At 58.8% G+C, this 14368-nt stretch carries 13 protein-coding genes; 5 read left to right on the forward strand and 8 right to left on the reverse strand.

Features of this window, described 5'->3' with window-relative positions; translation table 11 throughout:
- Window position 1 precedes the first annotated feature (1 nt).
- A complete protein-coding gene (locus tag K0B93_RS12155; protein WP_219867459.1) occupies window positions 2-1096 on the reverse strand; it encodes an efflux RND transporter periplasmic adaptor subunit in 1095 nt (364 codons plus the stop codon).
- 35 nt (window positions 1097-1131) lie between these two features.
- On the reverse strand, window positions 1132-1692 hold the full coding sequence (locus tag K0B93_RS12160) for a DUF3833 domain-containing protein (protein WP_219867460.1): 561 nt from the start codon (window positions 1690-1692) through the stop codon (window positions 1132-1134).
- Window positions 1693-1940: 248 nt separating this feature from the next.
- On the opposite strand from K0B93_RS12160, the gene K0B93_RS12165 reads away from it, so the two are divergent.
- Window positions 1941-3761: an acyl-CoA dehydrogenase C-terminal domain-containing protein gene (locus K0B93_RS12165; protein ID WP_219867461.1), complete on the forward strand. Its 1821-nt coding sequence runs from the start codon at window positions 1941-1943 to the stop codon at window positions 3759-3761.
- A gap of 158 nt (window positions 3762-3919) precedes the next feature.
- Window positions 3920-4855 (forward strand): ectoine hydroxylase, encoded by a 936-nt coding sequence (thpD, locus tag K0B93_RS12170; RefSeq protein WP_219867462.1) that lies wholly within the window; start codon window positions 3920-3922, stop codon window positions 4853-4855.
- A gap of 29 nt (window positions 4856-4884) precedes the next feature.
- On the opposite strand, the gene K0B93_RS12175 is transcribed toward thpD, so the two are convergent.
- The 6 genes from K0B93_RS12175 to rpmH form a co-directional block, all read right to left on the reverse strand.
- A complete protein-coding gene (locus K0B93_RS12175; RefSeq protein ID WP_285368334.1) occupies window positions 4885-5631 on the reverse strand; it encodes a substrate-binding periplasmic protein in 747 nt (248 codons plus the stop codon).
- A 143-nt stretch (window positions 5632-5774) separates the two neighbouring features.
- Complete coding sequence (mnmE, locus tag K0B93_RS12180) at window positions 5775-7145, reverse strand: tRNA uridine-5-carboxymethylaminomethyl(34) synthesis GTPase MnmE (RefSeq protein ID WP_219867463.1); 1371 nt, start codon at window positions 7143-7145, stop codon at window positions 5775-5777.
- 73 nt (window positions 7146-7218) lie between these two features.
- On the reverse strand, window positions 7219-8922 hold the full coding sequence (gene yidC, locus K0B93_RS12185) for a membrane protein insertase YidC (RefSeq protein ID WP_219867464.1): 1704 nt from the start codon (window positions 8920-8922) through the stop codon (window positions 7219-7221).
- Between the two features lie 4 nt (window positions 8923-8926).
- On the reverse strand, window positions 8927-9217 hold the full coding sequence (gene yidD, locus K0B93_RS12190; RefSeq protein WP_219867465.1) for a membrane protein insertion efficiency factor YidD: 291 nt from the start codon (window positions 9215-9217) through the stop codon (window positions 8927-8929).
- Complete coding sequence (gene rnpA / locus K0B93_RS12195; protein ID WP_219867466.1) at window positions 9217-9624, reverse strand: ribonuclease P protein component; 408 nt, start codon at window positions 9622-9624, stop codon at window positions 9217-9219. The genes yidD and rnpA overlap by 1 nt, the downstream gene beginning before the upstream one ends.
- A gap of 12 nt (window positions 9625-9636) precedes the next feature.
- The gene (gene rpmH, locus K0B93_RS12200) at window positions 9637-9771 is read right to left on the reverse strand and encodes a 50S ribosomal protein L34 (protein WP_008940054.1); all 135 of its coding nucleotides are present in this window, start codon (window positions 9769-9771) and stop codon (window positions 9637-9639) included.
- 657 nt (window positions 9772-10428) lie between these two features.
- Between rpmH and dnaA the strand changes: the two genes are divergently transcribed.
- From dnaA to K0B93_RS12215, 3 genes are read left to right on the forward strand one after another with little or no spacing between them, the layout of a single operon-like run.
- Entirely contained in the window at window positions 10429-11871 is a 1443-nt protein-coding gene (gene dnaA, locus K0B93_RS12205) for a chromosomal replication initiator protein DnaA (protein WP_228743508.1), read from the forward strand.
- Between the two features lie 56 nt (window positions 11872-11927).
- On the forward strand, window positions 11928-13031 hold the full coding sequence (dnaN, locus tag K0B93_RS12210) for a DNA polymerase III subunit beta (RefSeq protein ID WP_219867468.1): 1104 nt from the start codon (window positions 11928-11930) through the stop codon (window positions 13029-13031).
- Window positions 13032-13041: 10 nt separating this feature from the next.
- On the forward strand, window positions 13042-14313 hold the full coding sequence (locus K0B93_RS12215; RefSeq protein WP_219867469.1) for an ABC1 kinase family protein: 1272 nt from the start codon (window positions 13042-13044) through the stop codon (window positions 14311-14313).
- Window positions 14314-14368 lie beyond the last annotated feature (55 nt).

The following is a 14368-nucleotide window of genomic DNA, read 5'->3' on the forward strand; positions in this document are numbered from 1 at the left end:
GTCAGGACTCCAGGGACTGGCTGAAGCGGTTGTCCGGAATGGCATTTTCGCCATCCACCACTTCGATGCGGTCACCGCTACTGATCCGGTCCTGGCCGGTAACGATAACCGCATCCTCCAGGGTCAGCCCGTCGGCCACTTCTACCCTGCCCGGCATCCGCGACCCCAGGGTCACGGAGATCCGCCGGGCGATGCCATCCTCGGCAACAAACACGTACTGTTCATCACCCCGGATCATCACCGCCTGTTCCGGGATCACCAGCGCCTGGCGCTCCCTCAAGGTCAGGGTCGCCGACATGAACTGGCCCGGGCGCAACATCCCGTCCGGATTATTGATCAGAGCCCGCACCGGCAGGGTCCTGCTGAGTTCGTTGATGCGGGTACCCAGCTCGGCGAGTTCGCCGGAAAACCGGACATCGGGAAAGGCGGGTGACACCCCGGTTACCGGCTGGCCGAGTCCGAGCTGCCCCAGGAACCGCTCCGGAATGGAAAAGTTCAGTTCCATGCGGTCGGTGGAATCCAGGGTGGTTAACGGGGTTCCGGCAGTGACATAGGCCCCGATGGCAATGTCGCTGAGCCCGACCACACCGTCAAACGGCGCCAAGATCCGGTGGTTTTCCAATCGCACCCGGGCTGCGGCAAGCTGGGCCTCGGCGACGTTCACGGCGGTCCGCAATTCGTCCACCTGAGCCTGGGAAATGCTGTTGTTCGAACGCAGCCGCTGGGCCCGCTCCAACTGTCGGCGGCTGTCCGCCAACTGGGATTCAATTACCTGAATATCGGCCCGGGCCTGACGGTCGTCCAGTCGCAGGAGTAGATCCCCCTCACTCACCCGGGCGCCCGGCTGAAGGTTCAAGGCAACCACCCGGCCGCTGACCTCGGGGGTTAACGCCACCGCGTTCACGGCCCGGAGATTGCCCACGGATTTGACCACATCCCGAACGGTATCCTGCTCCGGCGACCGGGTATTGACGACGCTGGCCGGACGCTCACGGCCGGCCTGTGCCTTGGTGTCACCCTCCAGATTCTGGTAACCCACCGCAGCACCTGCCGCCACTACCACCAACATCAGTGCAACCAGCCATTGCTTCCACATAAGAACTTCCAGCGTCTGTCAATCGTGAGGTGAGTCTACTGCCTCTGGATCACCAGGACGATTTCCCCGACCTCAATCCCCCACTTGCTCATGGTGGTCTGATTGATCAGGGTGTCCGGCGTTACCAGATACATCCAGTCGTCCATGCGCACATCCAGGGTGCCATCACCGTAGGCCACCTGCAGGACATAGTTCATGTGGATGGCGTTGCCCTGCCATTCCATCAGTCCGGGCTCGACCACATCCCCTGCGGTGGCGCGATAGCCCTGTTCGACGGGCGTCAGCGTCCAGACCCGGGTCTGGACCTCGCCGTCGTCAAAACGGAAAACCTCATCCAGGGTGCCGGTGCCATCCTCATCCCAGGAGGCGGTGATATCGGCGTCAAAGGTGCGAATCACCTCGCCGGAATAATCCTTGACGACGCCTCGGGCCAACAGGTTACCGGCGAAGAATTGGTCCGGAATCAGTGCCGGGCCGCGATCACTGTAATCCTCCAGCGAGGGACCTGCGCAACCGGCGAGGAGCCACACCCCGAACAATACCCAGAGAACCCGGACCAGACCAGTGACAGCAACGCTAACAAGGGGGATTTGCATGACTTTTACACTCGCACAACGAAACGTGGATGGAACATCTGTTCCGGAACATACGCCACTTACGTGGACTCCGATCAGCCTGTCTCAACGCCTTGCGGCTGTTTCGTCATTTCAGCCAATTGTCTTTCCTGACAGACGCACCAGTGCTTTTCGTCAATGGCAGGGCACGGGGAATACCGTAATACTGAAAGCAACGGAGGCCGGACGAACCTCCCAACCCTGTCACCAAGAGAACACGAGGAACCGTTATGCCGGTTTACAAGGCGCCGTTGCGCGACATGAAATTTCTGCTCAATGAGGTGTTTGATTATCCCGGACACTACGAGGCCCTTGCCAGCGGAGGCAACGCCACGCCGGACATCGTTGACGCCATTCTCACCGAATGCGGCCGGTTCTGCGAGGAAGTGCTGAGCCCCCTGTACCAGTCCGGGGATGATGAGGGCTGCAAGCTGGAGGACGGAATCGTCACCACGCCGCGCGGTTACAAAGAGGCCTACGTTCAGTACGCTATGGGCGGCTGGCAGGGACTGTCCGCGCCCGAGGAATTCGGGGGGCAGGGACTGCCGGCGTCCATGGGCCTGCTCAAACAGGAGATGATGGGCACCGCGAACTGGTCATTTTCCATGTACCCGGGTCTGTCCCTGGGTGCCATGAACACCATTTTCCTGCACGGCAGCGCGACACAGAAGCACACCTACCTGACGCCGCTGACTGAAGGCCGCTGGGGCGGCACCATGTGCCTCACCGAGCCCCAGTGTGGGACCGATCTTGGCCAGGTGAAAACCAGGGCCGAGCCCCAGGCCGATGGCAGCTACCGGCTGACCGGTACCAAGATTTTCATCTCCTCGGGCGACCATGACCTGACCGAGAACATTGTCCACATCGTGCTGGCCCGCCTGCCGGACGCGCCCAAGGGCACCCGGGGGATCAGCCTGTTCATCGTACCCAAGTTCCTGCCGACGGAGGAAGGCGGTGTTGGCGAGCGTAATGCCGTAACCTGCGGCAGCCTGGAAAAGAAAATGGGCATCAAGGCCTCTGCCACCTGCGTGATGAACTTCGACGGCGCCACCGGATTCCTGATCGGGCCGGAAAACGAAGGCCTGAACTGCATGTTCACCTTCATGAACACCGCCCGCATCGGCACCGCCATCCAGGGCGTGGGGCCCGCGGAACTGTCCTACCAGTGGGCGCTCGCCTACGCTCGGGAACGGCGGTCGATGCGGGCGCTGTCCGGCAAGAAGGAACCGGACCAGATCGCCGATGCCCTGATCTACCACGCCGACGTGCGTCGGATGTTGCTGACCCAGAAAGCCATCGCCGAAGGCGGACGGGCCATGCTCTATTACGCCGCCCGACTGGCGGACCACATGGTGGAGGGCCACACCGCGGGCGACCAGAAGAAAGCCGAAAAGTACGACGACAAACTCGGCTTCCTGACGCCAATCCTGAAAGGCTTCCTGACGGAACTGGGTTGTGAGGCCGCCAACCTCGGTATGCAGGTGTTTGGCGGCCACGGCTACATCCGCGAGCACGGTATGGAACAGATTGTCCGGGACACCCGGATTGCCACCCTGTATGAGGGCACCACTGGCATCCAGGCCCTGGATCTTCTGGGGCGCAAGGTGCTGTTGATGACCCAGGGCGGTGCGGTACGGGATTTTACCCTGAAGATTGCCAACTTCGCCCGCAAGCACCTCACCGACAAACGCCTGCGGCCCTACGCGGTGGAACTGCTGAAGCTGAGCGCCCAATGGAACCTGCTGACGGTCCGGGTCATGCTTGCGGCGCGCAAGGACCGGGACGTGGTGAGTGCGGCGGCAAACGACTTCCTGATGTACAGCGGCTACGTCACCATGGCGTACATCTGGGCCCGGCAAGCGGCCGTGGCCGCAGACCGGGTGCGCAAGGGTGGTGAGGAATCCGAGGCCTTCTACAGGGCCAAGCTGGTCACCGCCGAGTTCTACTACGAGCGGCTGCTGCCGCGGGCGCAGGCCCATGCCACCAGCATGCTGAGCCCCACCGAAAACCTGATGCAACTGGATGCCGAGGACATGGCGTTCATCGGGTAAACGATCAGGCCGAAACGTAAGTCCCGGGTAATCCAGGGATTTTTTCCCTTGAATTGCCCTGGAGCCATCCCAATCTCTTCGATGGCTTTGTTAACCGGACACTTTTCGGCCAATGAGGTAAGCAAAACCCATCGAGCGTAAAAGAAGGAGGTTCGAATATGGAGACTCGTTCTGACGACTTTTATCCCACCCGACTCGAACGCCCCACCCCGGTCTTTGACCGGCTGGAACCGGTTGTCCACAGCACCGGCCAGGTCCGCAGGGAAGGTCCGCTCAGCGAGACCGATCTGGCGCAGTACGAACGCGACGGCTTCCTGGTGTTCAACAACTTCCTGGATCCGGCCACCGTCCGAAACTTTCGCGAGGATCTGCGCGCCTACGAAGACGATGAGGCCATTCTCCGGTCCGAGGGCACGATCACCGAACCCGGCAAGCAGGCAATCCGTTCCATATTCGGCATCCATGAACTGTCGGAACGTTTCGACCGGCTGACCCGGGACCCGAACATTCTTGCCATGGTGCGGCAGTTACTGGGCAGCGATGCGTATGTGCACCAGTCCCGGATCAACTTCAAACCCGGTTTTCACGGCAAGGGTTTCGACTGGCACTCCGACTTTGAAACCTGGCACGCCGAGGACGGCATGCCGCGCATGCGGGCCGTGAGTTTTTCCATCGCGCTGACCGACAATACCCCGTTCAACGGCCCGTTGATGCTGGTGCCGGGTTCGCACCAAACCTTCGTGCCCTGCGTTGGTCGCACCCCGGAGGACAATTACCAGTCGTCCCTCAAAAAACAGGAACTTGGGGTACCCAGTGACCAGGACCTGGCCCGGATTGTCGACCAGCACGGCATCAAGGCCCCGACCGGCCCCGCGGGTTCACTGATCGTTTTCGAGTGCAACACCCTGCACGCGTCCAACGCCAACATGTCGCCCTGGCCCCGCAGCAATCTGTTTTTTGTTTACAACAGTGTGGAAAACCAGCTGGTACAGCCATTCTGCGGCAACAAACCGCGGCCCGGATTTCTCGGCAACCGCGAGGCCACCGGCGCCCTCCAGCCCCACACCCGCGACAATCTGCAACGGACCGGATAAACCCCGTCCCGGGGCAGCCGATCCGGGAATCACAGGCCGTATTTGGTCTGTATGGCCTCGAACATGCCGGATTCCCGGATGGTTTTAAGGCCCGCGTTCAGGCTGTCCACCACCTCGTCTGAGGTGTCCAGATTCAACGCCAGGAACAGTTCCGTATCGTTGAACGAAAACACCGGCACCAAGCCCTCAACGTTCTGCTGGGACGCCAGGTAGGGACCACCAAGGCGATCGGCGAGCCAGAGATCGATCTGGCCCAGCTCCAGGCGTTTGGGGTTCAGGTCATCGCTGTCCAGGGCCGAGACCTCGTAGCCCCGTTTGATCAGATATTCCGATTTGACGTCGTTGCGGTAGCCGCCGAAGACCTTGTTGCGGGCATCGTCGAGGCTGTCCATCTGGAACTTCGATCCTGCCGGTGCAAAGATGGTCCACAGGTTCTGGGTCAGCGGGCCAACCCACCTGAACTGTGGAGCCCGTTCCTCGGTGTAGGTGGTGCAGAAAATGCCGTGATTCGGTTTGTTCAGCGCCCGGTTATAGCCGTAATCCCAGTTACGCAGTTTGATGCGATATTCCAGATCGGTCTGTTTCAGGGCGGCGGTCACCAATTCGGTGCATAAGCCGTCAATGTCTTCGGCGTTGTGCTCGAACGCCCGGCCGGAGGCACTCATGTTGTAAGGGGGGAAATTTTCGGTGTACAGGTACAGGCGTTCAGCCGCCTGTGCGGACGACCCCGCCAGGACCAGGCCAACCAACGCAGAACCCAAGACTTTCTTTACCACGGCTTATCACTCCCAATTGGAAACTACACGGATGTGCCGCGGTCAGGACGCAAGATTCGCGCCCTGACCGATGATTTGTATCGGAAAAAACGTTTTATTTGGTAACAGGCCGGATCTAAAGCGGCAACCGTAGCGGTACCGGGTTACTTGCCGATGCAGAAACTGGAGAAGATCTTCCCCAGCAGCTCGTCCGGGCTCAGATGCCCGGTGATTTCCCCCAGGGCATCCTGGGCCGCCCGCAGGTCTTCCGCGAGCAGCTCGCCGGCACCATAGCCTTCCAGCTGACCCTGGCCCTGGAACAGGGAATCCCGGGCTCGCTCCAGGGCATCCAGATGCCGGCGCCGGGCCAGAAATCCGCCTTCGGTGGTGCTGGCAAAGCCCATGCACTGTTTCAGGTGGTCGCGGAGCACCTCCACGCCCTCGGACGACTTTGCCGCAAGCCGGATCACCGGCGCGGTCTGGCCCTCGCCCTCCTCGATCCCGACCGGTTCATCGGACAGATCCACCTTGTTGCGGATCACTGAGACCGGCGCATTGGCAGGCAGCCGGTCGATGAAGTCCGGCCAGATCTCGTGGGGTTCGGTTTCGGTCGTGGTGGTGGCATCGACCATGAGCAGGATACGGTCGGCCTGGCCGATTTCATCCCAGGCCCGGGCAATGCCGATCTGCTCCACCTCGTCGGGACTGTCCCGCAAACCGGCGGTGTCGATGATGTGGAGGGGCATGCCGTCAATGTGGATATGTTCCCGCAGTACGTCCCGGGTGGTGCCCTCGATGGCGGTGACGATGGCTGCCTCGCGGCCGGCCAGGGCATTGAGAAGGCTGGATTTTCCGGCATTGGGGCGGCCGGCGATAACCACCTTCATGCCATCCCGAAGGATCGTACCCTGCTGCGCCTCGGCCAGGATGGTATCCAGCCGGTCCAGCAGGTCCTGCAGATCGCCGGCGACCTTGCCGTCGGCCAGAAAATCGATCTCCTCCTCGGGGAAGTCAATGGCCGCCTCAACGTAGATGCGCAGATGGGTGACGGCATCCACCAGCTGGTCAATGCGCCGGGAGAAAACACCCTGCATGGACCGGACCGCACAGCGGGCCGCCTGTTCCGAGCTACTCTCGATCAGATCCGCGATGGCCTCGGCCTGGGCCAGATCCAGCTTGTCGTTCAGGAACGCGCGTTCGGAGAATTCCCCCGGTCGCGCAAGACGGGCTCCGCGGCTGCAGACTTCCCGAAGCAGCAGGTCCAGGATCACGGTGCCGCCATGGCCCTGAAGCTCGAATACGTCTTCGCCGGTGAACGAATGGGGGTTCGGGAAGAACAACCCGATTCCCTCATCGATCAGGCCACCGTCCTGGTCGAGGAACGGGCCGTAATGAGCGTAACGGGGTTTCGGTGCAAAGCCGAGCATGTGCCGGGCAATGCTCGCAGCCGCCGGGCCCGAAACCCGCACGATGCCAACACCGGCCTGGCCGGGGGCGGTGGCGATGGCGGCAATGGTGTCTGAAGTCTGGCTCATCTGGATTCCTCGGGGCACAACCAACAGAGGCTCCGTGAAGGAGCCTCTGTCTGGGTCAGTTCAGGCGCACCGGTCAGTGCTTCTTGGCTGCCGTCTCTGCTTCAATCTTGCGGGTAATGTACCACTGCTGACTGATCGACAGAATGTTGTTCACCAGCCAGTACAGAACCAGACCGGCCGGGAACCACAGGAAGAACACAGTGAAGATCAGTGGCATCATCTTCATGATCTTGGCCTGCATCGGATCCGGCGGTGTCGGGTTCAGGTGCATTTGCAGGAACATGCTGGCGCCCATCAGGATCGGCAGGATGAAGTAGGGATCCATCTGGGACAGATCCTGAATCCAGAGCATGAACGGCGCATGACGCAACTGAACGCTCTCAAACAGGACCCAGTACAGCGAGATGAACACTGGCATCTGCACCAGGATCGGCAGGCAGCCGCCCAGCGGATTGATTTTTTCCCGCTTGTACAGGGCCATCATTTCCTGGGACATACGCTGACGGTCGTCGCCGTACAGTTCCTTCAGACGGGTGAGCTGAGGCGCAACCGCGCGCATCTTGGCCATCGACTTGTAACTGGTTGCGGACAGGTGGAAGAACACCGCCTTGACCAGCACCGTCAGCAGGATGATGGACACACCCCAGTTGCCGACGAGGCTATGGAACCATTCCATGATGACGAAAAGCGGCAGGGAGATGAAGAACAGCCAGCCGAAATCGACGGTCCGATCCAGGTTCGGTGCCACATTTTCCAGGCGATCGATAATTTTCGGACCGACGTAGGCACGGGCGCCGACTTCCACGGTTTCCCCCGGGGCGACGGTGGTGGCCGGGTAGACGAACCCCATGACGTACAGAGGACCGCGGCGGGTGGTCTGGAACTGGGCCGGCTGGTCGCGTTCAGGCACCCAGGCCGCCAGGAAGTAATGCTGGAGGAAGGCCAGCCAGCCGTTGGTTACCGACTGGTTGATCGGCGTTTCAGACAGGTCGCCGAAATCAAACTTCTCGTACGGATCCTCGGGGGAGCTCATCACCATGCCGAGGAACGCCTTGATGCCCATGCTGGTCTGCGCGGTCGGGTCCGGAGCCTGGTCACGCACGATCTTGCCGGTGAAGTTGGCTTTCCAGGGCTCGCCGGATTCGTTGTTGATCAGGTAACGGACACCGATTTCATAGCTGTCGCGCTCGAACTGATAGCGCTTGGTGATCTTCACCCCGGAGCCCGTGGTGAACGTCAGATCCACGGTAAGCTGGTCCTGGCCTTCATCCAGCTGGTAGCTGTCGGCAGTTGTGTCGTAGACCGGGGCGGTACCATTGGCTCGGCTGTCCGGACCGTCCTGACCGATCAGGCCGCTTTCCATGACGTAAGTGCGGGACTCGGTGTTGGTCAGGAGGGTCAGCGGTTCCCGGCTGTTCAGGGACTTGTCGTAATGAGTCAGGGAGCTCTGGACGAGATTACCGCTGACCCGATCAATGGTGAGGTCCAGGACATCGGTCTTCACGGTCACGAACTGGTCATCGACGGCGACGCTGGTGTCGGCGGAGGACGTGATCTGCTGTCCGGAATCCGGTGTGGTGAACTCTTCACCCGCCTGTCCGGATTGCGCCTTTTCCGGAAGCACCATGGAGTCGGTTCCGGTATTGGCCTGGGGGGTACTGGTTTCCGCGACCTGCTCGGTGGCCGGCTGCTGGTGATAATCCTCATTCCAGGAAAGCACCATCAGATAACTGACAATAGCCAGGCCGGCAAATAATACGATGCGTTGAATATCCATAGAGTTACTGTCTGGTCTGGGTTGTGGTTTGAGAATGGTCAGCCTGCCGGCCGGGTGCTGTTTGGGTGGTCGCGGATTCTGCCAGGCCGGGAACCGGATCATAACCGCCTTCAGCCCAGGGATGACACCTCAATAAGCGCCGGACCGCGAGGAAAAATCCTTTTCCCGCGCCATGGTGACTAATGGCTTCGACAGCGTATTGCGAGCAGGTGGGGGTGTGGCGGCAATGACTCGCCATCAGAGGGCTGATTGCATACTGGTACAAGCGAATGGGCAAGAGCAGGAGTTTGCGCATTAACCCGTTCCTCTACCGGCAGGCCTTGATGAGTTCGCCCGGGATGGCTGGGATTGCTGATGTTTACGCTTCAGACGTTGCCAAAGCTCAGTCAGCGATGCCCGGATGGCATGGTTGTCGAGACTCGCCAGCCCCTGGCGCCCGAGTACCACGATGTCCAGATCCGGATAATCGGTCTGATGCCTGAAAGTTTCCCTGACCTGACGTTTTATCCGATTTCTCTGAACCGCAAGCTTCAGGTTTTTCTTGGAAAAAATCAAACCGATCCTGGCGTGACCGAGATTGTTCGGTGTTGCCAGGATCAGAAAATTCCGGTGCGGAACTTTCAGCTGTACGTCATCGAAGACTTTGCCGTAATCGGCCGGGCGCAGAAGCCGGTGCGATTTCGGGAAACTCAAAGCCTTCATGAGGCGAGCTGGTTACGCGGACAGACGTGCGCGGCCTTTGGCACGACGACGGGACAGTACCTTGCGGCCGTTGGCGGTGGCCATACGGGCACGGAAACCGTGAACGCGCTTACGCTTCAGGACGCTTGGTTGAAACGTTCTTTTCATGGTGATGATCTCACAATTCGTAAGTTGGGAATTCGTAATTGGCTGGAAAATGTACAGCCAAAACAGGAGCGGCATTCTATGCAAATGCCGGAGGAAATTCAATGGTTATTGCTAGGAGCTTGTGCGGATTCGTCGCCCGATCCCTGGTGGCGAGCCAGTAATTATATCTATAGGTCTTTTTAGAATTCTTTTTAAAGATTACTTATTACTGTTATTACTGAGGCTGTTTTCTGTGGATAATCCAAGAAAGGCTCTTTAAAGCAGGGAGTTATGGCATTGATAAGGGTTGTGACAAATACCAATGAGCCCTGTGGACGGGAACACTATGAATTGTGAATAAGTCGCCTGGGGAATTCGGAAGCCAGTTATCCACCGATTCGACCGGGGTTTCGCACAGGGTTAAGCGCAGGGTGTACACACAGGGGTGTGGGTAAGTTCAAAAGAAAAAAAATCTGTACACAAGCCTGTAGGTAAGTCTGTAACTTGCGGAAAAATAAATCATTTAATTTCCACAGGCTGTTCATGAAACCGGTTTTACCCTTTCACTGGTGGGACCGTCGGGTTAGAATCCGGAGTCACCTCTTTGGATTGGATGTCTCCTCATTCTGATCTGAGACATTTCTGGGTTATCGGGAGCAGGCTGTCGTGCCGAACAGTATGTGGCATCAATGTCTTGAAGTACTCCGGGATGAGTTTCCCGCACAACAGTTCAACACCTGGCTCAGGCCCCTTCAGTCCGATCATCGCGAAGGGCAGTTGATGCTGTTCGCACCTAACCGGTTCGTGATGGACTGGGTGAACGAGAAGTATTTGAGACGTATAGAAGAGGTGCTTAAAGACCTGAATGGAGGTCAAGCGCCCCGTGTAAACATGAAGGTCGGGTCTGCGCCCCGAGAAAGCGAACCCGTAACACGTTCGGAAGTGCCGGTAAGGGTTAATGGCGCGGTCCAGGAAGAAGCCGGCAGTCGGGTTACGGAGGAGGAGCAAGGGGTTGCGGTCAGTGTTGGCAACAACTCCGCGGTGCGTCCAAAATCCGCGAACGAGCGTCGGCCGGTGCAGGTCGAAGGCGATATCAAACATCAGAGCTTTCTGAACGAAGGGTTCACCTTTGAAACCTTTGTGGAAGGTAAATCCAACCAGTTGGCTCGGGCGGCGTCCATGCAGGTCGCGGAAAACCCGGGTGGTGCCTACAACCCGCTGTTTTTGTATGGCGGTGTGGGTCTGGGCAAGACTCACCTGATGCACGCGATCGGCAACGAGATCGTGCGCCGGAACCCCAGGGCCAAGGTGGCTTACCTGCGGTCGGAACGGTTCGTGGCGGACATGGTAAAGGCGCTCCAGCTGAATGCGATCAACGAGTTCAAACGGTACTATCGGTCGGTAGATGCGTTGTTGATCGACGATATCCAGTTCTTCGCCCGGAAGGAGCGTTCACAGGAAGAATTTTTCCACACCTTCAACGCGCTGCTTGAGGGCGGGCAGCAGGTGATCGTCACCTGTGACCGGTTCCCGAAAGAAATTGTCGATATGGAGGAGCGGCTCAAGTCGCGGTTTGGCTGGGGCCTGACGGTGATGGTGGAACCACCCGAGCTGGAGACGCGGGTAGCAATCCTGATGAAAAAGGCCGAGCAGGTGAACGTCAAACTCAGCAGTGAGGCGGCGTTTTTTATTGCCCAGAAAATCCGCTCGAACGTCCGTGAGCTTGAAGGCGCGTTGCGTCTGGTGATAGCGAATGCTCACTTCACCGGCTCTGAGATTACCCCGCCGTTTATCCGGGAAAGTCTGAAAGATCTGCTGGCGCTGCACGAGAAACAGGTAAGCATCGATAATATCCAGCGCACGGTTGCGGAGTACTACAAGATCAAGGTGGCGGATCTGTTGTCCAAGCGCCGGACCCGGACGGTGACCCGCCCCCGCCAGGTGGCGATGGCGCTGTCCAAGGAACTGACCAATCACAGTCTGCCGGAGATAGGCGACGCGTTTGGTGGCCGGGACCACACCACCGTGCTGCACGCGTGCAAGAAGATCGTGGAACTGCAGGAGACCGATCCGGGTATCCGCGAGGATTATCAGAACTTTATGAGATTGCTAACCACCTGATACCGGGCGGTAGCGCATAACATTCACCCTTCCAACCTAAAAGAATGCTGAGTGCCATGAAACTGACGATCAGCCGTGAATCCCTGCTTACCCCACTGCAAAGCATTGCCGGCGTGGTGGAAAAGAAACAGACCATGCCCGTGCTGTCCAACGTGTTGCTGGTGGCGGAAGACAATACCCTGACCCTGACCGGGACCAATATGGAGGTTGAACTGGTGGGCCGGGTGACACCGGTGCACGTCGATCAGCCGGGGAAGATTACCGTGCCCGCGCGAAAGCTGTCGGATATCTGTCGGGCGCTGGGTGAAGAAGCCCCCATAGAAATGGCGCTCGAAGGTGACCGATTGCACCTGCGCTGCGGCAAGAGTCATTTTACTCTGTCGACGTTGCCGGCGGAGCATTTTCCGAACGTGGAAGACGAAGCGGAGAGTTTCCGGCTGGAATTGCCGCAAAAGGAACTGGGTCGGATGCTGGACGCAACCGCGTTTGCCATGGCCCAGCAGGACGTCCGTTACTATCTGAACGGGTTGTTGCTGGAAGTCGACCAGGGCCATGTCCGTACCGTGGCGACCGACGGCCACCGCCTGGCCATGGCCCATCTGGAACTTCCGACCGGCTGCCCCGATCCACGTCAGGTAATTGTGCCGCGCAAAGGCGTGCTGGAACTGGCCCGGTTGCTGGATGACGTGGAAACCCCGGTGACCCTGGTGATCGGCGACAACCACCTGCGTGCAACAGTCGGTGCCTACACCTTTACCTCCAAGCTGATCGAGGGCAAGTTCCCGGACTATAACCGCGTTATTCCTCGGGGCGGCGACAAGATCGTTATTGCGGACCGGGCCACCCTGAAAAACACGTTGCAGCGGGCGGGCATTCTTTCTCACGAGAACATTCGGGGCGTGCGATTGAACCTGGCGTCGAACGAGCTTCAGGTGTTTGCCAACAATCCGGATCAGGAACAGGCCGAAGACGCGCTGCCGGTGGACTATCAGGGCGAATCCCTCCAGATCGGGTTTAATGTAGGCTATCTGGTGGATGTCATGAACGCACTGGATGACGATCAGGTGAAGATCACCCTGTCGAACCCGAACAGCAGTGCCTTGATTGAATCCCAGACCGATAATCGCTGCTTGTATGTGGTTATGCCAATGAGGCTATAGGAGGAAAAACATGGGCACCGTTACGAACGGAATCAAAGGCGCATTCAGAATCGGACAGACCCTGTCCGTGTTGGGGCGCACAGGTGTCAACTGGGTTCGGGGTGACCGGCCCCCGACCCCCCGGTTGCTGCGGCAAACCTTTGAATCGCTTGGCGCAACCTACATCAAACTGGGCCAGTTCATCGCCAGTTCCCCCACGTTTTTCCCGAAAGAGTACGTGGAAGAGTTCCAGTATTGCTTGGATAAAACCCCGAACCTGCCTTTCGGTGTGATCAAAAAAATTATTCGCGACGAATTGGGCCGGCCGCTGGATCAGGTGTACTCGGACATTGATCCGGTTGCTCTGGCGTCAGCCTCGATCGCCCAGGTGCATGCGGCACGTCTGGTTACCGGCGAGGACGTGGTGATCAAGGTGCAGAAACCGGGGGTGGAAAACATCCTGCTGACCGACCTGAATTTCCTGTATCTGTCGGCCCGGATTCTGGAAACCCTGGCTCCCAAATTGTCCTGGACTTCCCTCTCCGGCATCGTGGAGGAAATCCAGCGCACCATGATGGAGGAATGCGACTTCATCAAGGAAGCGAATAACCTGAAGGTGTTCCGGAATTTCCTGCACGATTCCCACAACGACGATGCAACCGTACCGCTGGTGTACGAGCATTGCAGCACCCGGCGGATCCTGACGATGGAGCGTTTCCACGGTGTCCCGCTGACGGATCTGGAGAGCATTCGCGGGTATGCCCGTGACCCGGAGCGGACGTTGATCACGGCCATGAACACCTGGTTTGCCAGTCTCACCCAGTGTGAGTTCTTCCATGCCGATGTGCACGCGGGCAATTTGATGGTGCTCAAGGACGGTCGGATCGGTTTTATCGATTTCGGGATTGTCGGTCGGATTAAACCGGATACGTGGCAGGCCGTGAGTGATTTCATTTCGGCCGTGATGGTGGGCAATTTCGAAGGCATGGCGGATGCCATGATTCGCATCGGGGTTACCCACCAGACCGTTCAGGTTGATCAACTGGCGGGTGATCTTCGTCGGTTGTATCAACAGATGGACAAGATGGTGCCGGACGAAATCCCCTACGAGGCGGACCAGGCAGAAGACGACGTCAATCACATTCTTATGGACATGGTGAAGATTGGTGAAAGCCACGGCCTTCATTTTCCGCGGGAATTTGCCTTGCTGCTGAAACAGTTCCTGTACTTTGACCGCTACGTGCACATCCTTGCGCCGGAAATGGACGTGTTCATGGACGAGCGCCTGAATATGCTTCACTGAGTGATGCCTCGCCTTCCGGGGCGTGCTTTTGTACACTAGGGCAGCGTTGCACCAA

It is taken from the genome of Marinobacter sp. F4218 (assembly GCF_019443085.1).
Lineage (GTDB): Bacteria > Pseudomonadota > Gammaproteobacteria > Pseudomonadales > Oleiphilaceae > Marinobacter > Marinobacter albus.